This is a genomic window from Agrobacterium sp. CNPSo 2736, assembly GCF_004005385.1.
In the GTDB taxonomy this organism is placed as follows: Bacteria; Pseudomonadota; Alphaproteobacteria; order Rhizobiales; family Rhizobiaceae; genus Agrobacterium; species Agrobacterium leguminum.
Genome location: NZ_RZTX01000015.1, coordinates 1 through 22,260 on the forward strand (window position 1 = coordinate 1; position 22,260 = coordinate 22,260).

The window sequence follows — 22,260 nt, forward strand, 5'->3', positions numbered from 1 at the left end:
CGCGTCCTTTTCCAGATGCACTTCCAGAGCCGGCCTACGACAGCAGCGAAACCATCCGATGCGTCAGCTCAACAAAGGGCTATGTCAGTTTCAAGGGCAAAGCCTGGCGGGTGCCGAACGCCTTCCGGAACGAACGTCTCGCCATACGATCCCTCAACCAGACCGGCCTCTATGGCGTCTTCTTCGGCGCAACTCAGGTCGCAGAAATAAACCTCGAAAACCCATGAAAACTGTCAGGGATGTCTCCGAACATCTGTCAGGGACGTCTCCGGTCTTTACAACAAGCCCGAGGATGACGGAAAAGAATTGGCGGAGGTCGTCTTTTCCCTTACGAAACCGGCGTACCGTCCAGCAGATAACGCACATCCCGCACCGGCGGCGATTTACGGAACCGGGCGGTCTTGTCGCTCCAGATGCCGCGCGTGATGGCGGGCAGGGCGGGGAGCCGCGCAAGGGCATGGCTCAGCGCGCCGCCCATGCCCTTCTGCTTTTTCGCATCGAGAAAATGGCGAAGCTCGAATTTGGCGCGGATGTGTTTTTCATGCTCGCGCAGGATCGCCGTTTCCTCGGCGGAAAGCCGGCAGCCGGCGAGAATGGCCTTGTCCGCCTCGTATAAGCGGCGAAGATCTTCGGTGCGATGGCGGCCGCTCAGCGAGTTGCCGCGCACGATCGCGCCGTAACCGCAATGGCGGATGACCTTGTAACGCGCGCCGGCGGCCAGCGCCCGCACGTAAAGCTCGTAATCTTCACCGAGCCGCAGGCCGTCATCGTAACGCAGCGCATGTTTGTCGAGAAAAGCGCGGCGTATGATTGGCTTCAGAAACCCGGTTTCCCCGCGTTCGACGCCGGGCCTGGAAATATTGCCTTCCACGAATTCCGTCAGCGACAGAAACCGCGCCTGCGGTTCGAAACGGGCCGGCTGCATGGAGGATGCGCCAGGGACCGATTGCTGGATGAAGGCGATATTGTCGGCCACCAGATCCCACTCGTCATCGGCCAGCATGGCGGCGAAACGGCCCCTGAAAAAGAAGTCGTCCGCATCGAGAATGCTGATGAGCGGCGCCGACGAAATCGAGATGGCGTGGTTGCGCGCAGCCGAAGGGCCTCGATTGACCTCGAATCGCACGACCCGCAGACGGCCCGTGCCGTCATCCGCCGCATGCGCCACATCGCTCGTCGTGTCGGTGGAACCATCGTCGATCACCACGACTTCGCCGACCTCCGGCTCCACAAGGGCGGAACGTATGGCGATATCGATTGTTTCGGATGCATTTTTCGCAGCGATGATGACGCAAATGGGCTGTGAACCGCTCACCATGGATTGTCCTTCTGCTTTGACCAACCGTCAGGATTTGGCCAGCAGAAAGTGTCACGGGTATGGATGCAAGCGATTTTTTTGCGACGCAATAAATGAAGCTGCGTGAAAGCTCACATATCGGTCAGTTTTGCACCGTGCGGCGGCGGGCTTTTTACGGCGTCCGCCTGCATTGCCTCGGCGCCACGATCCCGCGCGAAGGTTTCGCGCATCCGCCGCTTTTCCCGGGCGACCAGAACGACAATCCCAACAAAATAACCGACTTGCAGAATGACCGCGCAGATGAGGGTCTGGATGAATGCCGTATAGAACGAGCCGTGGATGAAATATGTCGCAACCGCAAAGGTAAGCAATGCACCGATCATGCTGAAAAAAACACGAGGTGCATACATGGTGCTCTCCTCCCGAGAACGATTTCTCCATTTTTGACTGCGCTGCGGCATTTTTCTTCTTTGCAAGAAATATACGATGAGACCGGTGCTGTTTCAACACACATATACTTCTTCTAACGGTTGCGGCATGAAATTTCGGTAATCTTGATTGGTAAATTCCTCGGTAATCGATGACTTCCCCCAAACGGGGCTGCCTTGCCAGGCGATTTCCTGCTTTTGAGAGGCATAAAATCGTTCTCTTGCGGCCATTATCGGCTGTCTCACGCCCTCTGCAGACTTCGTTAACCATCTCGCCTTTAAAAAGTCGGTATTGATTCCTCAGCAAGAGCAAGGTGCCCGCGTGACAACGAGTTCAGAAGTAATCGCCTTTCCGGCAAAGAACCGTATTGCCGACGTAAAAAGATGTGCAACCATGCTCGACCGGCTGCATGGTGTGGAGGCGAATGATTTCTGGCGCAGGGAGTGCCGCGAGCTGGCCGCCCGTCTGACGGCGCTTGGCTATGAGGACGCCGCCATGCGGCGTGAGGTCATGGAATTTCAAAACGCGGTGCAGGCGGAATTGTGGGCGGGCGACGCCACGCCAGAGGCACGCCGCGACAGCCATTGAGGCCTCAGCGTTTTCCATAAAAAAAGCCGGCAGGTGTCAAACCTGCCGGCTTTTTGTTTATGCCCCGTTTGATCAGGAAGCGCTGGCGCCGCGTGTGCGGGCAACGCCATCGAGTGCGGGCTTGTATTTCGGGTCGAGCCGGGCCGCATGGCCATAGGACTTGGCGGCCTTGGCCATCTCGCCGCGACGCTCATAAACCAGCGCCTGGTTGGCCCAGGATTCCGCCACATTGCCATCCAGCGAAATGGCGTGGTTGAAATCGGCGAAGGCGTTTTCATCGTCGTTCAAGGCGACATAGGAAAGGCCGCGGCCGTTATAGGGCTCCGGCGAGGTCGATGACAGCGAGATTGCCTTGGAGAAGTCCTCGATGGCCTGGGCATGCTGGTTGCGCAGCTGGTAGATCAGGCCGCGATTGTGCCAGGCGCGTCCGTCGGTGGTTTCAAGCTCGATGGCGCGGGAAAAATCGTTGAAGGCTTCGTTCACACGGCCGGACTGGCGGTAAAGATTGCCACGGCCGATCAGCGCCACATCGTAGCTCGGATTGATCTGCAGGGCGGCGTTGTAGTCCTGCAGGGCCTGCTGCTGCTGCCCGGAGTTGCGATAGACCAGCGCGCGGTTGGCATAGGCCTGATAAAAGCGCGGGTTGAGCTGCAGCGCCTTGTTGAAATCCTCGATGGCGCGGCGCGAATCGCCGGCGCGGCCGTAAGCCGAGCCACGGACGTTATAGCCTTCGGGATCCTGCGGATTGGCGTTGATGACCGAGGTGAGCGAGGCGATGTTTTCCTGCGAACCCTGGGCACGGTCGATCCTGAATACATCTTCCGTCTGGTTGGATGTCGCGCAGCCGGAAAGACCGGCAAGGACGGTACAGACGACCAGAGAAGCGCGGAACCCTCTGTTGTTTTTCAATGGCACCCGGCGCGTGGAGGCATCGGAGTTTTTCACAACACAGGCGTCGACAGCGATCATTCGGTGTGGGTTCCCTCGCAGGCCGGTCTCACGGTCGTTTTCAAGAGCGTTCTCCGGCCACAAACACAAAGAGCGGCGGCGAATTGATCGCCCCCGCCCAACAAGCATTCAAAAACGTCCAAAAGACGGCCTATTAACGGCCTGCGCGGGGGCCTGCAACCAGACCTTCGCGCTGTGCACGCTTGCGTGCCAGCTTGCGAACGCGGCGAACGGCTTCGGCCTTTTCGCGAGCGCGCTTCTGGGAGGGCTTTTCGTAGTAATCGCGCATTTTCATTTCACGGAAAATGCCTTCGCGCTGCATCTTTTTCTTCAGGGCGCGGAGCGCCTGATCAACGTTATTGTCGCGGACTAGTACCTGCACGTGAATCCCGTTCCTTTGGTTTGGTTAATTTGCTATGTGAATAAGGCATTCGCACGCAAATAAAAAATCGTTCGTTCGGCTGTCGAGCCGGGCGATTGGTGACGTGCAATAACAGATCATTTGCAGCAAGTCCAGCCGGTAGCGCATAATCACCCAGCAAAATGCGGCTTGCCCGGAATTGTGCCTGCGATGTCGAAACAAAATCATTGCGACGTCGCAAAATGGATATTGCCTCCCATCCCGATTTGCCATGTGTATGATGAGGGGCCGAAGCCATGTTTCCGGCCTCTGGCCGGTTCTTAAGGAGCAGATTGCGAATGCGCAAATATTCCGTTTTTGCCGTGGCGCGTGAGGCGCTCAGGGGTCATAAGGGGTGGGATGCGCAATGGGCCTCGCCCGAGCCGCGCAAGGATTACGATGTCATCATCATCGGCGGCGGCGGCCATGGGCTCGGGGCTGCCTATTATCTTGCCAAGGAACACGGCATTACCAATGTCGCGGTTCTGGAAAAAGGCTGGCTCGGCGGCGGCAATACCGGCCGCAACACCACCATCATCCGCTCCAACTATCTCTATGAAGAGAGCATGGATATTTACGAGCATTCCCTGAAACTCTGGGAAGGCCTGAGCCAGGATCTCAATTACAACGTCATGTATTCGGCGCGCGGCGTGATGATGCTGTCGCACAATATCCATGACCGGCAGTCCTTCAGCCGCCATATCAATGCCAACCGTCTTTACGGCATCGACAATGAGTGGCTGACGCCGGAGCAGGCGAAAGCCTATTGCCCGCCGCTCGATATTTCCGGCAATGCGCGGTATCCGATTAATGGCGCAGCACTCCAGCGCCGCGGCGGCACGGCGCGCCACGATGCGGTGGCCTGGGGTTATGCCCGCGCGGCTTCCGATCGCGGCGTGCACATCCTCCAGAACTGCGAGGTTACGGGCATTCGCCGTGGGCCGGACGGGGCGGTGACGGGTGTGGAGACCAATCGCGGTTTCATCGGCGCGAAGAAAATCGGCGTTTCCGCCGCCGGTCATTCCTCCGTCATCATGAAAATGGCGGATGTGCGCGTTCCGCTGCATTCCAACCCGCTGCAGGCGCTGGTTTCGGAGCCGCTGAAGCCGATCTTCCCTTGCGTCGTCATGTCCAACACGGTCCACGCCTATATTTCGCAATCTGACAAGGGCGAGCTGGTCATCGGCGCGGGCACCGATCAATATAACTCCTATTCTCAGACCGGCGGCCTGCAGATCATCACCCATACGCTGGACGCGATCTGCGAGCTGTTCCCGATCTTCCGCCGCGTCAAGATGATGCGCCAATGGGGCGGCATTACCGACAACACGCCCGACCGCTCGGCGATCCAGAGCGTGACGCCGGTGCCGAACCTCTTCGTCAATTGCGGCTGGGGCACGGGCGGCTTCAAGGCGACGCCGGGTTCGGCCAATCTTTTCGCGCATCTCATCGCGCGCGGCGAACCGCATCGTCTGGCGGCGGGGCTGACGCTCGACCGATTCCGCACCGGCCGTCTTATCGATGAGGCTGCCGCTGCCGCGGTGGCGCATTGATGCTGGCGGCGGCCATGCTTGCGATCAACATATCAGGCGCGGCCGTGGCCGTGCCCGCCGGCAGCGTCATTCCCGAGGCCAGGGATTTTCGCAGCCAGAAGATTGCGAAGATGCAGGGTGAGAAAGACTGGCCCTTCACGGCGGAAAAAGGCCTGCTTCTCTGTGCTCCGAGTCTCGCGAACAAAATGGTTTATTTTGTCGGCGAGAAGGAGGATGGCGAGCAGGATTACCCCTTCGCAATCGACACCGACATGATGGCGGTTGCCATCGTCAATATGGGCCGGGCCTCGGCGCTCAGGCCATTCGATAATTTCGAGCAGCTTTTAAAGCGGCTTTCCCCTTTCGTAGCAATGGGAAAGCGGCTGTGTGACCAACCCGCCGGAACAGCGCTTCCGGAAAATTCTCTCTAGGTGGAGCGACGATGCTTCTGATCCATTGCCCCTATTGCGGGGAAGACCGTTCCGAACTGGAATTCCGCTGGGCGGGCGAAGCCCATATTGCCCGACCGGAAAACATCGCCGATATTTCCGACGAGGCCTTCGCCGAATATTTCTTCATCCGCGACAATGACAAGGGCCTTGTTTTCGAGCGCTGGCGTCACATTCACGGCTGCGGCCGCTTCTTCAACGCCGCCCGCGATTCGGTCAGCGACAAATTCCTGATGACCTACAAGGCGGGTGAGCCGAAACCCGACACTGAGACGGTCCTTTCCGCAGAAAAGGGAGCCGGGCAATGAGTGGCGATTTTCGTATCAAGGGGGCCGGTCGTCTCACCCCGGCCAGAACCGCGCGCTTTACCTTCGATGGCAAGATTTATCAGGCGCTGGAGGGGGACACGGTCGCCTCCGCGCTTCTGGCGAATGGCGTGCATCTGATCGGCCGCTCGTTCAAATATCACCGGCCGCGCGGTTTCCTGTCGGCCGGGCCGGAAGAGCCGAATGCGCTGATCGACGTTTCCCGCGACAGCCTGCGCAAGCAGCCCAATGTGCGCGCCACGGTGCAGGAAGTGTTCGACGGCGCGATCATCGCCTCGCAGAACCGTTTCCCGTCGCTATCCTTCGATCTGAGTGCGATCAACGACCTCCTGTCGCCGATGTTCGCGGCCGGGTTTTATTATAAGACCTTCATGTGGCCGAAGGCCGCCTGGCACAGGATTTACGAACCGCTGATCCGCCGCGCCGCCGGTCTCGGCAAGGCGCCGGGCGAGCCGGATGCGGATCATTATTCCGGCCGTTATGCCCATTGCGATGTGCTGGTGGCCGGCGCCGGCGTCGCTGGTCTGACCGCGGCGCTTGCTGCCGCGAAAACCGGCGCCAGCGTCATTCTGGTCGATGAAAATGCGGAAGTCGGCGGCGCGCTGCGTTTCGACACTGGTACTGTCATCGACGGCCTGCCCGGTTACGAATGGGCGCAGAAGGTTTTTGCCGAACTGAAGTCCCTGCCCAATGTGCGGGTTCTGACCCGCACCACCGCTTTTGGTTATTACAACCACAATTTCGTGGCGCTGGCCGAGCGGGTGACCGATCATCTCGCCACGCCCGCCAGACACCAGCCGCGCGAGCGGCTGTGGCAGGTGCGCGCCAAAAAGGTCGTGCTGGCGGCGGGTGCGATCGAACGCCACATGGTCTTTGCCAATAATGACCGCCCCGGCATCATGCTGGCCTCGGCCGCACGCACCTATCTCAACCATTACGGCGTCGCCGTCGGACAAAATGTCGGGGTCTACACCGCCCATGATTCGGCATATGAGACGGCCTTCGATCTGAAGAAGGCCGGGGTGAAGATCGCCGCCATCGTCGATTGCCGCGAGAACCCGGATCAGCGCCTGCTGGATGAGGCGCGCGCGCTTGGCATCGAAGTGTTGGCGGGCCACAGCGTTTACAACACCGCCGGCCGCCTGCGCGTCTCCTCGATGACCGTCGGCCGCAATGGCGGCTCCAACAAGCGCAAGATCGCCATCGATGCGCTTGTGGTTTCGGCCGGCTGGACGCCTTCGGTGCATCTCTTCTCGCAATCGCGTGGCAAGCTGAAGTTTGACGCGGCTAACCAACGTTTCCTGCCAGATATCCATGTGCAGAACGGTGTCTCCATCGGCGCCTGCAATGGCACGGACGATCTTTCCGCGCTGATTGCCGAGGCCGCGGCTGCCGGTGGCGGCGTCGTGGAGTTTTCCGGCGAGAATGCCAGGACCTGGACAGGCGGCATGATCGGTGCGGCCGAAGGCGCGGGTGAGGGCACCGGCGTCAAGGCCTTTATCGATTTCCAGCACGATGTCTGCGCCAAGGATATTCGCCTTGCCGTGCGCGAAGGCATGCATTCGGTCGAGCATATCAAGCGCTTCACCACCAATGGCATGGCGTCCGATCAGGGCAAGATGTCCAATATGCATGGCCTTGCCATCGCATCTGAAGTGCTTGGCCGGGATTTGCCCAAGGTCGGTCTCACCACCTTCCGCCAGCCCTATACGCCGGTCACCTTCGGCACGCTCATCAACCATTCGCGCGGTGCGTTGTTCGACCCGGCCCGCAAGACGCCGATGCACGAGGAAGAGCTTGCGGCTGGTGCGGTGTTCGAGGATGTCGGCAACTGGAAGCGCGCCTGGTTCTTCCCGCGGGCGGGCGAGGATATGCATGAGGCGATCAACCGCGAATGCAAGACGGTTCGGACAAGCGTTGGCGTGTTCGATGCCTCCACGCTCGGCAAGATCGAAGTGGTCGGCCCGGATGCGGCGAAGTTCCTGAACCTCATCTACACCAATGCCTGGGACACGCTGAAACCCGGCCGTTGCCGTTATGGCATCATGACCCGCGAAGACGGCTTCGTTTACGACGACGGCGTTGTCGGGCGTCTTGCCGAAGACCGTTTCCACGTGACGACGACCACGGGTGGCGCGCCGCGCGTTCTCCAGCACATGGAAGATTATCTTCAGACCGAATTCCCCGATCTCAATGTCTGGCTCACCTCGGCCACCGAGCAATGGGCCGTGATTGCCGTGCAGGGGCCGAAGGCGCGCGAGGTTATCGCGCCCTTCGTCGAGGGCATTGATCTCTCGCCGGAGGCCTTCCCGCATATGGCGGTGGCCGAAGGCACATTCTGCGGTGTGCCGACGCGGCTCTTCCGCGTGTCATTCACCGGCGAACTGGGTTTCGAAATCAACGTTCCGGCTGATTACGGCGCAGCCGTCTGGTCGGCGATCCGCGAAAGGGCGGAAGCCGTGGGCGGCTGCCTTTATGGCACCGAGACCATGCACATTCTACGTGCGGAAAAGGGCTATATCATCGTTGGCCAGGATACGGACGGCACGGTGACGCCAGACGATGCCGGGCTTGCCTGGGCCGTTTCCAAGAAGAAGACGGATTTCGTCGGCATTCGCGGACTGAAACGCCCCGATCTCACGCGCTCCGGCCGCAAACAGCTTGTCGGGCTGAAGACGAAAGACCGGCTGACCGTTCCGGACGAGGGCGGCCAGACCGTTGTCGATCCAAACCAGCCGAAACCCATGAGCATGCTCGGCCATGTCACCTCCGCCTACTGGTCGGAAAATCTCGGCCATTCCATCGCTTTCGCGCTGGTGGCGGATGGCAGGGCGCGCATGGGCGAAACGCTCTATATTCCGCTCGCCGATAAAACCATTGCCGTCGAAGTGACCGACATGGTCTTCCTCGACAAGGAAGGAGCCCGTCTCAATGGCTGACAAACTTCACGCAAAACGCAAATCCGTGCTCGAGGATTTTCACGGCGGCTCTCCCTTCGTTTCGCTGAAGCCCGCGGCTTCCGCATCGCGGCTGTCGCTGCGCGCCCGGGAAAGCGCCCTGCCGGTACTTTCGGAAGCGCTCGGTCTTGCCCTGCCTGCCCGTCCGAAGAGCTCCATCACCTCGGGCCTGCGGTCCGCCCTGTGGCTCGGCCCGGATGAATGGCTGGTGATCGATCAGGGCGAAAGCGACCTGATGGCGGCTCTCTCCGGCGTTTCCGGCCTGTTTTCGGCAACCGATATTTCCCACCGTAACACGGCCGTCATCGTCTCCGGTGCCGGTGCGGAAGCGGCACTCAATGCCGGCTGCCCGCAGGATCTTTCTCTCGCAAAGTTCCCTGTCGGCGCGTGCTCACGCACCGTTTTCGGCAAGGCGGAAGTGGTGCTGCTGCGCACGGCGGACGATACGTTCCGGGTGGAATGCTGGCGTTCCTTTGCGGAATATGTCGGCGGGCTGTTGCAGGAAGCGGCTGAGGACGTGGCGGTTTAACCGGCCATCCACCCCCGCCATTCCACCCATCGTCCATGGAAATCGGCTCGGCCGATTTCCTGCTTTTCGCCGGTCGGCCAGATCTGCAGGGTAATGGCGGCGCTGCCCGGTGTCGCGTCCGCCTCCATTTGCAGCCGGGCAAACGGGGCATCCGGCGTGGCGCGGGTTCCAGCTTCGGCAATCACAGCCTCGCCTGCCTGTTTCAGTCCATCGGGCAAATATTGCCAGGCGACTGAGTGATAGACGACGTGGACAGCACCCGCATATTGCGTGGCAAGGCGGCGTTTCAGCCAGTCGACCGCGTCTGCCTTTTCGACATGCAGACCATGCTCCACCGCTATCCGCAGGGCGGCGGCGGTTCGCTCCAGCCGGTCTGTCTGGTCGGCCCAGACATAGGACATCAGCCGCAGGCGATCTTCGGCGGATGACGGGTCGAGCGGGTTGAGATCGCAGCCGGCGCGCTCGATAACCTCGATCCGCTCATGGGCGGGCGTGTCGCCGCGCCATTCCGGTGACAGGAAAACATCGGATTGTTCACCCCAGGTGAGGTCGCCGAGGCGATATCGGTAACGGTCGAATTGCAGGTTGAGGCCAGCGCTCGCTCCGACTTCGGAAAGCACCAGCGGCTTGCCGGTCAGTGCCGCAATCGAAAGAAAGCCCGGCAGCAGAACGGCGGAACGGCGAACCTCGTTGGTCTGCGGCGGTGATTTCAACCTTTCGAGGATGAAGGCGGAATGAAACCGCAGGGCGCTGGCGCAGGCCTGCCAGAGCGCTTCTTCGTCTTCCGGCGGGATATCGGCAAGCGGCGCGATCTTTTCTTCGATGGCGAGCGCATGCAGGGCGCCTGCCAGCCGCAGGGGAACGGAATCGCCCGAGGGGCCGACATCGCCGGGCCAGGATAAAATCCGCTCGCCCACCTCGGTATCGCGGTCGAGTCTTGCTGCCATGGCGCGGCAGAGCCGCGCGGTAAAGGGCGAGCCGAGGCTGTCGCAGGCTCTTGCCTGCACGAGAAACGCATTCCTTACGGCTTCGTCATGCATGCGGTCTCTCCCTTGCTGCGGTTTCAGGCGTCTTCCGGCCTGTCCTCCGGGTTGAACTGGCTGATGGTGGTCCAGCGGGCGGTAAGCGCCGGCTTTTTCTCGTTTTCGATGTCCACCGTCACGTCATAGGTCGTCATCAACATGGCCGCGCCGCGAAAACGCGCCTCCGCCAGCGTGAAGCGGCCGCGCACCCGCGCACCGCTTTTGACCGGCGTAACGAAACGAACCGCATCGAAGCCGTAATTGATGCCCATGGTCTGTTCGCGGATGCGGGGCAGGGCATCGTAATTCAACGCCGAAAGCAGAGACAGCGTCAGGAATCCATGCGCGATGGTGCCGCCAAAGGGGCTTTCCGCTTTGGCGCGCTCCGGGTCGGTGTGGATGAACTGTTCGTCCAGCGTCGCTTTTCCGAAGGCGTCAATCATCGTCTGATCGACGGTGATCCAGTCGGAAACGCCCATTTCCGTGCCGACCAGATTTTTCATCTCCGCCAGCGCAATTTCTTTTGTCATGTTACCTCGTCCGCATTGTTTCCAGGGACTTATACGGCTGGCGACGCGAAGGGATCAACTGCGCAGATAAAACACCACGGAGCGGGCTGGCAGGAAGGCGGGATTGCCGAAATCCGTGCCGATCGCATGCCAGCCATTGCCGGGCAGCGTGAAAGGAACGACTTCGCGACCGCGATTGATGAGAACCGCAAGCTCGACCTCGTCGCCCGTTTCCCGGTCCGATGTTGAAAGCACCATGGCGAAGGCCGGTCCATTCGGGTTTTCCCAGTCCGCAACCGTCATGGGTTCCCCGCCCGGGGCAAGCCATGTCACATCGCCGCTGCCGGAAAAGAAGCCGGTCTCGGAAAAGACGCCGAAGCGTTTGCGAAGCGCTGCGAGAAATGCGGTGTGATCGATCAGTTCGGGGGCAAGCGAAGACCAGTCGACCCAGGTGATGTCATTGTCCTGACAATAGGCGTTGTTGTTGCCATGCTGGCTGCGGCCGCCCTCATCGCCGGCGGTCAGCATCAAGACGCCGCGGCTGACGAACAGGGTGGAAAGCAGCGCCTTCACATCCGCAATGCGGGCGGCGACAATGGCAGGGTTATCAGTCAGGCCTTCGAAACCATTGTTCCAGGAGTGGTTTTCATTGTGGCCGTCGCGATTATTCTCGCCGTTTTTTTCATTGTGCTTGTGTTCGTGGCTGACGAGATCGAACAGGGTGAAACCGTCATGGGCGGCGAGAAAATTGACGCTGCGGCTGTTTAAGCGGCCATGGCGGGAAAATATCGGCGAAGACCCGGAAAGCGCGTCGGCCAGCGCCCCGGTGGTGCCGGCGTCGCCGCGCCAGAAGCGGCGCATATCGTCCCGGGAGCGGTCGTTCCATTCCAGAAAGCTTTCGGGGAAATTGCCCAGCTGATATCCGCCGGGGCCGATATCCCATGGTTCGGCGATCAGCAGGCGGTCGTAAAGCAAGGGGTCCGAATGCATGGCCGCGAGCGTTTCGCTTGCCATGTCGAAGCCATTGGCCGTTCGCCCGAGCACGGGCGCGAGGTCGAAACGGAAGCCGTCCACCCCGGCATTCAGAACGAAATGCCGGAGGGAATCGACAATGATCTGGCGAATATAGGGATGATCGCAGGCAACCGTGTTGCCGGTGCCGGTATCGTTGACCAGCACACCCGGCTTTCCCGGCGGATGGCGGAAGGCGGTGAGGTTATCGAGCCCGCGCAACGACAGGATAGAACCTTCGATATCGCTTTCGCCGGTATGGTTGAAGACCAGATCGAGAATGACGCCGATGCCCTCCGCATGCAGTGCCGCAACCGTATCGCGCAATTCCCGCACGCCGCCGGGGCAGAGGCGTGGATCGAGCGCCATGAAGCCGACGGGATTATAACCCCAGGCATTGGAAAGGCCGAGCGGCGGCAGGTGGCGCTCATCGATCCAGGCGGTGATCGGCATCAATTCCACCGCATCGACGCCGATTTTTTTTAAGTGCGCGACAATGGCGGGATGGGCAAGGGCGGCAACGGTGCCCCTGATCTCTTCCGGCACTTCAGGATGCAGCCGGGTGAAGGATTTGACGGCGAGTTCGTAAATCAGCCCGCCTTCGGCAAAAAGCGGCGGTTGACGCCGGACCGGCTCATGCTGCGAAAGGATCGCCTTCGGCATGATCCCGCCGGTTTCCGCACCAAAGGCGTAAAGCGCGGGATCGTGCCGGAAGGGGCGGTCGATCTCCGTGGCATAGGGGTCGAGCAGCAGTTTCGCAGGATCGAACCAGAGGCCGTGTTCGGGGGCGTAAATGCCGTGAGCGCGGAAGCCGTATCTTGTGCTAGGGCCGGCATCGGAGACGGCCAACCGGTGAACGTCATCTTCACCGCGCGTCATCGGCAAACGGGCCGTTTCTTTTTCGCCCTTCGCATCGAAAAGGCAGAGATCGATCTGCGAGGCGTGCCGGGAATAGACCGTGAATTCCGTTCCGTTTTCCGTCTGGATTGCACCTTTGGGGAAAACGGAAGGTGTCTGCATGGTCTGTCTCTCCGGGAAATGGTGTTTCTCTTCCAGAATGGAAAGGGAGGCAAGGCCGAGTGAGAGACGCTTTCAGTGCGTCCCTCATGAGCGGGCGGCAAGCCCTTACGTAATAACGCTCGGTGCGTTGCGGCCGGTATGGGCCTTGATGCCGGCGATCGTATCGGCAACGGAAATCAGGTCGGCAAGCGCCTCCTGCGTTTCGATGCCGTGACGGGCCGCATCCGGCTCATAACGCTCGACATAGAGGCGAAGCGTGGCGCCCGCAGTACCCGTGCCGGAGAGGCGCAGCACGATGCGCGAACCGCCTTCGAACAGGATACGGATACCCTGATTTTTGCTCACCGACTGATCGACCGGATCGTGATAGGCGAAATCATCCGCCGCCGCGACCTTCAGATTGCCGTAGCTGGTGCCGGGAAGTGTGGCGAGTTTTTCGCGCAGGGTTGCGACCAGCGTGTTGGCGGCGTCCGAATCCACTTCCTCGTAGTCATGGCGGGAATAATAGTTGCGGCCATATTCGGCCCAGTGTTTTGTGACGATGTCCTTCACGCTTTCCTTGCGCGCGGCGACGATGTTCAGCCAGTAGAGCACGGCCCACAGGCCGTCCTTTTCGCGCACATGGTTGGAGCCGGTGCCGAAGCTTTCTTCGCCGCAGATCGTTACCTTGCCGGCATCCATGAGATTGCCGAAGAATTTCCAGCCGGTCGGCGTTTCATACATGCCAAGGCCGAGTTTTTCGGCAACACGGTCGGCTGCCGCACTGGTCGGCATCGAGCGGGCGATGCCGGAAATGCCGGCGGCATAGCCAGGGGCCAGTTTGGCATTGGCCGCGATGATGGCGAGGCTGTCGGACGGGGTGACGAACATGCCCTTGCCGACCACCATGTTGCGGTCGCCATCGCCATCGGAAGCGGCGCCGAAATCGGGGCCTTCCGGGCTCATGACGTCGTCATAAAGCTCCTTGGCATGGACAAGGTTCGGGTCAGGGTGATGGCCGCCGAAATCCGGCAGCGGCGTTGCGTTGCGGACGGAGCCCTTCGGTGCGCCGAGGCGTTTTTCGATGATTTCCACGGCATAGGGGCCGGTGACGGCGCTCATGGAATCGACTACGACCTTGAAACCGCCGGCGATCAGCGCACGGATGGCGGCGAAATCGAACAGCTCTTCCATCAGGGCGGCGTAGTCGGCAACCGGATCGATCACCTCGACCGTCAGGTCGTCCATCTTGAAGCTGCCCACCCTGTCGAGATCGATATCGGCGGCGTCGGAGATTTTGTAGCTGTCGATGACCTTCGAGCGGGCATAGATCGCATCGGTGATCTTTTCCGGTGCGGGGCCGCCATTGCCGATATTGTATTTGATGCCGAAATCTTCGTTCGGTCCGCCGGGGTTGTGGCTGGCGGAAAGCACGATGCCGCCGAAGGCCTTGTATTTGCGGATGACGTTGGAGGCGGCAGGCGTGGAGAGAATGCCGCCCTGACCGACCAGAACCTTGCCGAAACCGGCGGCGGCGGCCATCTTGATCGCCTTCTGGATGACTTCACGATTGTAATAACGGCCGTCACCGCCAATTACCAACGTCTGGCCCTCAAAGCCCTCAAGCGCGTCGAAGATCGACTGGATGAAGTTCTCGGCGTAATTTTCCTGGGCGAAGACTGGCACCTTCTTGCGCAGGCCGGATGTGCCCGGCTTCTGGTCCTGATAGGGCTTCGTCTGAACGGTCTTGATCATTGTTTCAATGGCCTTTCGAAATAAGCTGGCTGTAAAGCGCGGCGTAAAGACCGGCGCTCTTTTCCCAGGAAACATCGGATTTCATTCCGAGTTTCTGCATTTGTGTCCATAGTTTCGGGTCGTGGTAATAACGGACGGTCCGGCGGATCGCCTGTTTCAGACCATCGAGCGTGACGGGTGAAAATTGCACGCCGGTCGCCGATTTATTGGCGATGGCGGCATGGTTGGCGTCGATCACCGTGTCGGCAAGGCCGCCGGTGCGGGCGACGACCGGAATGCAGCCATAACGCAGCGCATAAAGCTGGGTAAGCCCGCAGGGCTCGAAACGCGAGGGAATGATGATCGCATCGCAGCCCGCCTGCATCAGATGCGACAGCGGCTCGTTATAACCGACGGCAACGCCGACGCGGCCATGGTGGCGGGACGCGGCCGCCAGAAGCGCGCCTTCCAGCGCCACTTCTCCTGCGCCCAGCACCACGAGGCGGCCACCGAGGGAAACGATCTCGTCCACGGCTTCCGCCATGAGATCGATGCCCTTCTGCCAGGTGAGGCGGGAGATGATGCAGAAAAGCGGGCTGTCATCATCGTCGATGCGGAAATGTTCGGCGACAGCCTTCTTGTTCAAGGCGCGGTTCTTGAGATTGGCCGCCGAATAATTGTCGTGGATCAGATGGTCCGTCGCCGGGTTCCAGACATCGGCATCGATGCCGTTGACGATGCCGTGCAGCACATGGGCGCGGCTGCCGATGACGCCGTGCAGCCCCATGCCGAATTGCGGGGTGAGGATTTCCTCGGCGTAGGACGGGCTGACAGTGCTGAGCGCCGTTGCCGTCTGCAGGCCGCCCTTCAGGAAGCTCACATCGTTGTAATATTCGATGCCTTCCATGCCGAAGGCATGGGCGGGCAATGCAAGTTTGCTGAAGATATTCGCGCCGAACTGGCCCTGAAAAGCGATGTTGTGGATGGTGAGAAGGCTCGGAATCTCGGGCGTTTCGGCATAACGCATATAGACCGGCGCCATGGCGGCCTGCCAGTCATGGGCATGCACCATATCCGGCCGCCAGCCGGGAAGCGCGCCGGCGGCAATGCGGGCCGCAGCCAGCGACAGCGCCGCGAAACGCTTCCAGTTGTCAGGGTAATCCTTGCCGGTCTGGTCGAGATAGGGGCCGCCGGAGCGCTCGTAATAGGCGGGCGCATCGAGAATGAGGAGATCGAGCCCCTCATGCCGCACTTCGAGCACATCGGCTTTTTCGCCGAGCAGATCGGTAAATTCGAAACATTTGACGGGGTCCGTCACGGCGGCTTTTACCGCCGGATATCCGGGTATCAATGTGCGCGTCTTGACGCCATGGGCTTCCAGCGCGATGGGGAGCGCGCCGGCAACGTCGGCGAGCCCTCCGGTCTTGATCAGGGGATAGATTTCGGATGAAACCGAAAGGACATTCATGGGCTCTACAGGTCCAGCTTGTCGATCATCGATTGGGTGATAAGGCAAATGCCGTTTTCGGTGCGGCGGAAACGTTTGGCATCCAGTTCTGGGTCTTCTCCTACAATCAGTCCTTCCGGAATGACCACGCCATGGTCGATGACGACATTGCTGAGCTGGGCATGACGCCCGATCTTCACACTCGGCAGTACTACGGCATTCTCAAGGCGGGAGTATGAATTAGCGCGCACCCCGGTAAACAGCAGGCTGCGCTGCAGGGAGGCGCCGGAAATGATGCAATCGCCGGAGACGACCGAAGACACGGCCGAACCGCGGCGGTTCTCGTCATCGTGCACGAATTTCGCCGGCGGGGTAATTTCCGCATAGGTCCAGATCGGCCAGGACTTGTCATAGATATCCAGGTCCGGCACCACATCCGTCAGGTCGATATTGGCCTGCCAATAGGCGTCGATGGTGCCGACGTCGCGCCAGTAAGGGCCATGCTCGAAATCCGAACGCACGCAGCTATCGGCGAAGCGATGGGCGACGGCTTTGCCGTGCTCGACGATATAGGGAATGATGTCCTTGCCGAAGTCGCGGCTGGAAGTCGGGTCGGCAGCGTCGCGGCGCAGGGCTTCCATCAGAAATTTCGTGTGGAAGACGTAAATGCCCATCGAGGCGAGAGCGAAGCCTTCATTGCCGGGAATGCCCGGCGGATCGGCCGGCTTTTCGATGAAATCGATGATTTCGTCTTTTTCATTCACATGCATCACGCCGAAGCCGGTCGCTTCCATGCGTGGCACTTCAAGGCAGCCGATCGTCACGTCGGCGCCGGAATCGACATGCTGCTGCAGCATGTATTCATAATCCATCTTGTAGATATGATCGCCGGCGAGGATGACCATATATTCCGGCGCATAGGGCTCGATGATGTCGATGTTCTGGTAGACGGCGTCGGCCGTGCCTTCATACCATTGCGTTTCGGAAACGCGCTGGGAGGCTGGCAGAATATCGAAGCTTTCGTTACGCTCGGGACGGAAGAAGTCCCAGCCGCGCTGCAGGTGGCGGATGAGCGAGTGCGCCTTGTATTGCGTGGCGACGCCGATGCGGCGAATGCCGGAATTGAGCGCGTTGGAGAGCGCAAAATCGATGATGCGCGCCTTGCCGCCGAAATAGACGGCGGGTTTTGCCCGGCGGTCCGTCAATTCCTTCAGGCGGCTTCCTCTGCCGCCTGCGAGGACATAGGCCATTGCATCGCGTGCCAAAGGCTGAACTCTTTTTTCCGACATGGTGTCCTCCCTCTCTGTCTGTCAGTTTTCCGGCTCGAGCATGATCGTTGCGAGTGGCGGCAGCACGAGCATTGTCCCGATGTCTCCCCCGGCATCGACCGCCTGAACGCGTCCGCCATTTCCCTTGCCGCTGCCGCCATAAATTTCGGCATCGGTGTTGAGAATCTCCCTCCACCGCCCCGCAAGCGGAAGCGGCACATAGTAATTTTCCCGATAGACCGGCGTGAGATTGCAGATGACCGCCACCGGTTTTTCACCCGGCGCCATGCGCAGCCAGGCAAAGACGGAATTGTCGTGGTCATCCACCACAAGCCAGCGGAAACCTTCCGGTTCGCAGTCGCGGGCGTGCAAAGCGGGTTTTGAACGGTAGGTGAGGTTGAGATCGCGCACGAGGCGGCGCATGCCCTCATGCATCGGATATTGGCGCAGGTTCCAGTCGAGCGAGCCCTTTTCGCTCCATTCGCTCCATTGTGCGAATTCCTGCCCCATGAACAGCAGCTTCTTGCCGGGATAACCCCACATGAAGGCGTAATAGGACCGCAGATTGGCGAATTTCTGCCAGTCGTCGCCGGACATCTTGGCGATCAGCGATCCCTTGCCGTGCACCACCTCGTCATGGGAAAGCGGCAGCACGAAATTTTCGCTGAAGGCGTAAAGCAGGCCGAAGGTTAGTTCCTGATGGTGAAACTTGCGATGCACCGGCTCGCGCGAGAAATAACTCAGCGTGTCGTGCATGAAGCCCATGTTCCATTTGAAGCCGAAGCCGAGGCCGCCCTCGTGGACGGGCTGCGATACTTTCGGCCAGGAGGTGGACTCCTCGGCAATCGTCATGACACCCGGATGGGTGCCGTAGACGAGGGAATTCATCTTCTGCAGGAAGCGGACGGATTCGAGATTCTCGCGGCCGCCATATTCATTGGGGATCCACTCGCCTTCCTTGCGGGAATAATCGAGATAGAGCATCGAGGCGACCGCATCGACACGCAGGCCGTCGAGATGGAATTTCTCGGCCCAATAAAGCGCATTGTTGATGAGGTAGGACATTACCTCGATGCGGCCGAAATTATAGATGGCCGTGTTCCAATCGGGGTGAAAACCCTGGCGCGGATCGGCATGTTCGTAAAGCGCCGTGCCGTCGAACCAGCGCAAGCCGTGCTCGTCGGTTGGAAAATGCGCCGGAACCCAATCGAGCAGGATGCCGATGCCGACCTTGTGGGCGCCATTGACGAAACGCGCAAAGCCCTCCGGATCGCCGAAACGGGCGGATGGCGCATAAAGCCCGGTCGTCTGGTAACCCCAGGAAGGGTCATAGGGATGTTCGGTGATGGGCAGGAACTCGATATGGGTGAAGCCCATATCCGTGCAATAGGGAATGAGCTGGGCGGCGAGTTCGTCCCAGCTCAGGAACGTGCCGTCCTCGCGGCGCTGCCAGGAGCCGGCATGCACCTCGTAAATGCTGATCGGCTGGCGGCGCTGGTCCACCTGCGCCCAATGTTCCCGGTGAGCCTGATCTTCCCATTTCTGGGTGAGTTCCGGCGCGGTAACGGAGGCGTTCTTCGGCCGCAACTCGGCGCGGCGTGCATAGGGGTCTGCCTTCAACGGCAGAAGCTCTCCGTTTGCGCCGAGGATTTCGAACTTGTAGGCACAGCCGGCATAGACGTCAGGCGCGAAGATTTCCCAGATGCCGGTATCCTTGCGGAACCGCATGACATGCCGGCGGCCATCCCAATTGTTGAAATCGCCGACGACGGAAACGCGCCGCGCATTGGGAGCCCAGACGGCGAAGTGGAAGCCTTCGACGCCCTCGAGCTTCAGCGGATGCGCGCCCATCCTGTCGAAGAGCCGCAGATGCGATCCTTCGCGGACGAAATAATCGTCCATGGGGCCGAGAACCGGGCCGAAACTGTAAGGGTCGGTCACCGCCCATTCGGCATCGTCGCGGCTGGCGCGATACCGCACCGGCTGGCGCTTCGAAAGATCGATCCGGCCTTCGAAAAAGCCGTCCGGATCGAGCCGCTTCAATTCGCCCACGAAATTTCCGTCCAGCGTCAGGACGGAAACCTCCTCGGCGCCCGGAATGAAACAGCGGGCGGAAAACCCTTCCGGCGTTTCGTGAACGCCGAGAAGGGCAAAGGGATTGGAATGCAAACCGCTCTTGATCGCCTCGATTTCAGCCTTCGTGATTTCGCCAGTCTTTTTCTCTTCGGCCGAATTGAGCGGTTTTTTCATCAGGCTCTCCAGATCTCGGTGGCATATTGGCGGATTGTCCGGTCGGACGAGAACCAGCCCATGCGCGCCGTGTTGCGCACTGTCTTGGCATACCAGCTGTCCGGATCGCTCCAGATCGCGTCCACCTCGCGCTGCGCATTGGCATAGGCGTCGAAGTCGGCGGCGACCATGAACCAGTCGCTGTTGTAGATACCGTCGATCAGGCCGGCGAAACGGGAGCGGTCATCCGGCGAGAAGACGCCGGAGGCGATGGAAGACAGCGCCTGCGACAGCTCGGCCGATCCTTCGATGATCGCGCGGGGATTGTGGCCTTCGGCACGCGCCTTGGCCACGTCATCCGCCGTCATGCCGAAGATGACGATATTCTCCGCGCCGACATGATCGCGCATTTCGACATTGGCGCCATCGAGCGTGCCGATGGTGAGCGCGCCGTTGAGTGCGAATTTCATGTTGCCGGTGCCGGAAGCTTCCATGCCGGCCGTCGATATCTGTTCGGAAAGATCGGCGGCGGGAACCATGATTTCCGCAAGCGAGACGTTATAGTTCGGAACAAACACCACTTTAAGAAGCCCGCGCACGGCCGGATCGTTGTTGATGACCCGGGCAATATCGTTGGCAAGCTTTATGATCAGCTTCGCGTTGTGATAACTCGGCGCCGCCTTGCCTGCGAAGAACTTAACGCGCGGCACCCAATCCAGTTCCGGGTGAGAACGGATCTGGTCATAAAGCGCGACCGTCTCCACGAGGTTCAGAAGCTGGCGCTTATATTCATGGATACGCTTGATCTGGATGTCGAACATGGCCGAGGGATCGACGCGGATGCCCATGCGCTGCGCCACCGTATTGGCAAGCCGCACCTTGTTCAGACGCTTCACCTCGGCGAATTTTTCGCGGAAACCGGCATCGTCGGCAAAACGGTCGAGCGCAGTCAGCTTTTCCGCATCGTCGAGGAAATCGTCGCCGATCGCCTCGCGCAGCAGGCTGGTGAGGCCCGGATTGCACTGCATCAGCCAGCGGCGCGGTGTGATGCCATTGGTCTTGTTGTTGATACGGTCAGGATAAAGGCTGTGCAGGTCGGCAAAGACCGTTTCCTTCATCAGGTCTGTATGAAGGGCGGAAACGCCGTTGATGGAATGCGAGCCGATGAAAGCGAGGTTGCCCATGCGCACGCGGCGTTCGCCGCCTTCATCGATCAGCGAGATCGAACGGATCTGCTGATCGGCCATCTTCTTTTCCTTGCGGGCGTAGACCAGCGTATTGGCGTTGATCGCATAGACGATCTGCATATGTCTTGGCAGAAGACGCTCGAGCAGCGGCACCGGCCAGCTTTCCAGCGCCTCCGGCAGAAGCGTGTGGTTGGTATAGGAGAACGTGCCCTGCGTGATCTTCCACGCTTCCTCGAATTCCAGCCCGTGCACATCGCACAGAAGACGCATCATTTCGGCGATGGAAATGGCCGGATGCGTATCGTTGAGCTGGATCGAGACCTTCTCGGGCAGCGAGGTGAAATCGGGATATTGCTGCAAATGGCGGCGCAGAATGTCCTGCAGCGAGGCCGAGGAGAAGAAGAACTCCTGTCTGAGGCGCAGTTCCTGACCGGCGGGCGTCGCGTCCGCAGGATAGAGAACCCGCGTCAGGCTTTCCGCCTTGTTGCTTTCCCGCAATGCGCCGATATGGTCGCCGGCGTTGAAGGCGGCCAGCAGAATGGGGTCGATAGGCTGCGCCGACCACAGGCGGAGCGTATTGACGCGGGTGCCGCGCCAGCCGACGACCGGCGTATCGTAAGCCATGGCGATCACGCGTTCCGCTGGTTTCCAGACGAAACGCTGCGGATCTTCATAACCGCCGATGGTTTCCACCGAGCCGCCGAAGCCGATTTCATAGGAGCTTTCGCGGCGCTCGAATTCCCAGGGGTTGCCGTGCGCCAGCCAGGTTTCCGGCAGTTCCACCTGCCAGCCATCCGCCATCTGCTGGCGGAAGAGGCCGTGCACGTAACGGATGCCGTAGCCATAGGCGGGAATGTCGACCGTTGCCATGGATTCCATGAAACAGGCCGCAAGCCGGCCGAGACCGCCATTGCCGAGCGCCGCATCCGGCTCCAGCCCGGCGATGACATCCAGATCGACGCCGAGCGAAGACAGGGCATCGCGGATTTCGTGCATAAGGCCGATATTGGAGATGGCGTCGCGCATCAGGCGGCCGATCAGGAATTCGAGCGACAGGTAATAAACGCGCTTGGAATTGTTGGCATAGGCCTTGCGGGTGGATTCCATCCACTTGTCGATGATGCGGTCGCGCACGACGAGGATGGTTGCGGTCAGCCAGTCATGGGGCTTGGCAACCTTGACATCCTTGCCGATACGGTAGGTGAGGCGTTCGATGATTTCCGACGCCATGATTTCCGGGTTGGAACTGCGCGGGGCGGGACGGGGAAGATCGGCGGCGTTAAGATTATTGATCATTGGTCGGTCAGCACCTTGGTGGGAGGAGAGGGTCTGATGAGGTCGATCCGGTTTGCCTTTGCTGATGCCAGTTTATGCATCGATATGGAGGCGTGGCAACAGC

At 60.2% G+C, this 22,260-nt stretch carries 18 protein-coding genes and 1 pseudogene; 7 read left to right on the forward strand and 12 right to left on the reverse strand.

Translation table 11 applies throughout. The annotated features are described in order from the left end of the window. Positions 1-271 (forward strand): annotated as a pseudogene (locus EM858_RS27330) (IS481 family transposase); the annotation flags it as partial. A 57-nt stretch (positions 272-328) separates the two neighbouring features. On the opposite strand, the gene EM858_RS20710 reads toward EM858_RS27330, so the two are convergent. Both EM858_RS20710 and EM858_RS20715 read right to left on the reverse strand, forming a co-directional pair. Then, positions 329-1,318: a glycosyltransferase family 2 protein gene (locus EM858_RS20710; protein ID WP_127757833.1), complete on the reverse strand. Its 990-nt coding sequence runs from the start codon at positions 1,316-1,318 to the stop codon at positions 329-331. A gap of 110 nt (positions 1,319-1,428) precedes the next feature. Further along, positions 1,429-1,707 (reverse strand): exopolysaccharide production repressor protein, encoded by a 279-nt coding sequence (locus EM858_RS20715; protein ID WP_127757890.1) that lies wholly within the window; start codon positions 1,705-1,707, stop codon positions 1,429-1,431. A gap of 340 nt (positions 1,708-2,047) precedes the next feature. Between EM858_RS20715 and EM858_RS20720 the strand changes: the two genes are divergently transcribed. Then, positions 2,048-2,314, forward strand: a complete 267-nt coding sequence (locus tag EM858_RS20720) for a DUF6074 family protein (protein ID WP_077984785.1) — start codon at positions 2,048-2,050, stop codon at positions 2,312-2,314. Between the two features lie 72 nt (positions 2,315-2,386). Here EM858_RS20720 and EM858_RS20725 read toward each other — a convergent pair whose 3' ends face one another. Then, positions 2,387-3,283 (reverse strand): tetratricopeptide repeat protein, encoded by an 897-nt coding sequence (locus EM858_RS20725; RefSeq protein ID WP_080819947.1) that lies wholly within the window; start codon positions 3,281-3,283, stop codon positions 2,387-2,389. A 133-nt stretch (positions 3,284-3,416) separates the two neighbouring features. Beyond that, entirely contained in the window at positions 3,417-3,644 is a 228-nt protein-coding gene (rpsU, locus tag EM858_RS20730) for a 30S ribosomal protein S21 (protein ID WP_003508541.1), read from the reverse strand. 317 nt (positions 3,645-3,961) lie between these two features. Between rpsU and EM858_RS20740 the strand changes: the two genes are divergently transcribed. From EM858_RS20740 to EM858_RS20760, 5 genes are read left to right on the forward strand one after another with little or no spacing between them, the layout of a single operon-like run. Further along, the gene (locus tag EM858_RS20740) at positions 3,962-5,215 is read left to right on the forward strand and encodes a sarcosine oxidase subunit beta family protein (protein WP_127757834.1); all 1,254 of its coding nucleotides are present in this window, start codon (positions 3,962-3,964) and stop codon (positions 5,213-5,215) included. Then, positions 5,215-5,625: a hypothetical protein gene (locus tag EM858_RS20745; protein WP_164865504.1), complete on the forward strand. Its 411-nt coding sequence runs from the start codon at positions 5,215-5,217 to the stop codon at positions 5,623-5,625. The genes EM858_RS20740 and EM858_RS20745 overlap by 1 nt, the downstream gene beginning before the upstream one ends. An 11-nt stretch (positions 5,626-5,636) precedes the next feature. Continuing rightward, positions 5,637-5,951, forward strand: coding sequence for a sarcosine oxidase subunit delta (locus EM858_RS20750; protein ID WP_003508553.1), 315 nt, complete (start codon positions 5,637-5,639; stop codon positions 5,949-5,951). Beyond that, the gene (locus tag EM858_RS20755; RefSeq protein WP_127757836.1) at positions 5,948-8,908 is read left to right on the forward strand and encodes a sarcosine oxidase subunit alpha; all 2,961 of its coding nucleotides are present in this window, start codon (positions 5,948-5,950) and stop codon (positions 8,906-8,908) included. The genes EM858_RS20750 and EM858_RS20755 overlap by 4 nt, the downstream gene beginning before the upstream one ends. Then, positions 8,901-9,455 (forward strand): sarcosine oxidase subunit gamma, encoded by a 555-nt coding sequence (locus EM858_RS20760; RefSeq protein WP_127757837.1) that lies wholly within the window; start codon positions 8,901-8,903, stop codon positions 9,453-9,455. The genes EM858_RS20755 and EM858_RS20760 overlap by 8 nt, the downstream gene beginning before the upstream one ends. Here EM858_RS20760 and EM858_RS20765 read toward each other — a convergent pair. The 8 genes from EM858_RS20765 to EM858_RS20800 all read right to left on the reverse strand — a co-directional run bounded on the left by EM858_RS20765 (position 9,452) and on the right by EM858_RS20800 (position 22,157). Continuing rightward, positions 9,452-10,495 carry a DUF2332 domain-containing protein gene (locus EM858_RS20765; protein WP_127757838.1) on the reverse strand — a complete coding sequence of 348 codons (1,044 nt, stop codon included), beginning with the start codon at positions 10,493-10,495 and terminating at the stop codon, positions 9,452-9,454. The two genes, EM858_RS20760 and EM858_RS20765, sit on opposite strands and share 4 nt — an antisense overlap. A 23-nt stretch (positions 10,496-10,518) precedes the next feature. Then, positions 10,519-11,007 (reverse strand): MaoC family dehydratase, encoded by a 489-nt coding sequence (locus EM858_RS20770; protein WP_020809754.1) that lies wholly within the window; start codon positions 11,005-11,007, stop codon positions 10,519-10,521. Between the two features lie 54 nt (positions 11,008-11,061). After that, positions 11,062-13,017 (reverse strand): glycogen debranching protein GlgX, encoded by a 1,956-nt coding sequence (gene glgX / locus EM858_RS20775; RefSeq protein WP_127757839.1) that lies wholly within the window; start codon positions 13,015-13,017, stop codon positions 11,062-11,064. A gap of 105 nt (positions 13,018-13,122) precedes the next feature. Continuing rightward, entirely contained in the window at positions 13,123-14,751 is a 1,629-nt protein-coding gene (locus EM858_RS20780) for an alpha-D-glucose phosphate-specific phosphoglucomutase (RefSeq protein WP_127757840.1), read from the reverse strand. A 4-nt stretch (positions 14,752-14,755) separates the two neighbouring features. Further along, the gene (gene glgA, locus EM858_RS20785) at positions 14,756-16,198 is read right to left on the reverse strand and encodes a glycogen synthase GlgA (protein ID WP_127757841.1); all 1,443 of its coding nucleotides are present in this window, start codon (positions 16,196-16,198) and stop codon (positions 14,756-14,758) included. 5 nt (positions 16,199-16,203) lie between these two features. Then, positions 16,204-17,466: a glucose-1-phosphate adenylyltransferase gene (gene glgC / locus EM858_RS20790; RefSeq protein WP_003522150.1), complete on the reverse strand. Its 1,263-nt coding sequence runs from the start codon at positions 17,464-17,466 to the stop codon at positions 16,204-16,206. A 21-nt stretch (positions 17,467-17,487) separates the two neighbouring features. Further along, positions 17,488-19,695, reverse strand: a complete 2,208-nt coding sequence (gene glgB, locus EM858_RS20795; protein ID WP_080819957.1) for a 1,4-alpha-glucan branching protein GlgB — start codon at positions 19,693-19,695, stop codon at positions 17,488-17,490. Beyond that, positions 19,695-22,157, reverse strand: coding sequence for a glycogen/starch/alpha-glucan phosphorylase (locus tag EM858_RS20800; protein WP_127757842.1), 2,463 nt, complete (start codon positions 22,155-22,157; stop codon positions 19,695-19,697). The genes glgB and EM858_RS20800 overlap by 1 nt, the downstream gene beginning before the upstream one ends. Positions 22,158-22,260: the final 103 nt, after the last annotated feature.

Bases quoted from the DNA above. Each gene is read 5' to 3' on its own strand.
- EM858_RS20760 (WP_127757837.1), top strand. From the start codon at position 8,901: ATGGCTGACAAACTTCACGCAAAACGCAAATCCGTGCTCGAGGATTTT.
- EM858_RS20765 (WP_127757838.1), bottom strand. From the start codon at position 10,495: ATGCATGACGAAGCCGTAAGGAATGCGTTTCTCGTGCAGGCAAGAGCC.
- glgC (WP_003522150.1), bottom strand. From the start codon at position 17,466: ATGTCGGAAAAAAGAGTTCAGCCTTTGGCACGCGATGCAATGGCCTAT.
- glgA (WP_127757841.1), bottom strand. From the start codon at position 16,198: ATGAATGTCCTTTCGGTTTCATCCGAAATCTATCCCCTGATCAAGACC.
- EM858_RS20770 (WP_020809754.1), bottom strand. From the start codon at position 11,007: ATGACAAAAGAAATTGCGCTGGCGGAGATGAAAAATCTGGTCGGCACG.
- EM858_RS20710 (WP_127757833.1), bottom strand. From the start codon at position 1,318: ATGGTGAGCGGTTCACAGCCCATTTGCGTCATCATCGCTGCGAAAAAT.
- EM858_RS20755 (WP_127757836.1), top strand. From the start codon at position 5,948: ATGAGTGGCGATTTTCGTATCAAGGGGGCCGGTCGTCTCACCCCGGCC.
- EM858_RS20725 (WP_080819947.1), bottom strand. From the start codon at position 3,283: ATGATCGCTGTCGACGCCTGTGTTGTGAAAAACTCCGATGCCTCCACG.
- EM858_RS20780 (WP_127757840.1), bottom strand. From the start codon at position 14,751: ATGATCAAGACCGTTCAGACGAAGCCCTATCAGGACCAGAAGCCGGGC.
- glgX (WP_127757839.1), bottom strand. From the start codon at position 13,017: ATGCAGACACCTTCCGTTTTCCCCAAAGGTGCAATCCAGACGGAAAAC.
- EM858_RS20715 (WP_127757890.1), bottom strand. From the start codon at position 1,707: ATGTATGCACCTCGTGTTTTTTTCAGCATGATCGGTGCATTGCTTACC.
- EM858_RS20800 (WP_127757842.1), bottom strand. From the start codon at position 22,157: ATGATCAATAATCTTAACGCCGCCGATCTTCCCCGTCCCGCCCCGCGC.
- EM858_RS20745 (WP_164865504.1), top strand. From the start codon at position 5,215: ATGCTGGCGGCGGCCATGCTTGCGATCAACATATCAGGCGCGGCCGTG.
- EM858_RS20750 (WP_003508553.1), top strand. From the start codon at position 5,637: ATGCTTCTGATCCATTGCCCCTATTGCGGGGAAGACCGTTCCGAACTG.
- glgB (WP_080819957.1), bottom strand. From the start codon at position 19,695: ATGAAAAAACCGCTCAATTCGGCCGAAGAGAAAAAGACTGGCGAAATC.
- EM858_RS20740 (WP_127757834.1), top strand. From the start codon at position 3,962: ATGCGCAAATATTCCGTTTTTGCCGTGGCGCGTGAGGCGCTCAGGGGT.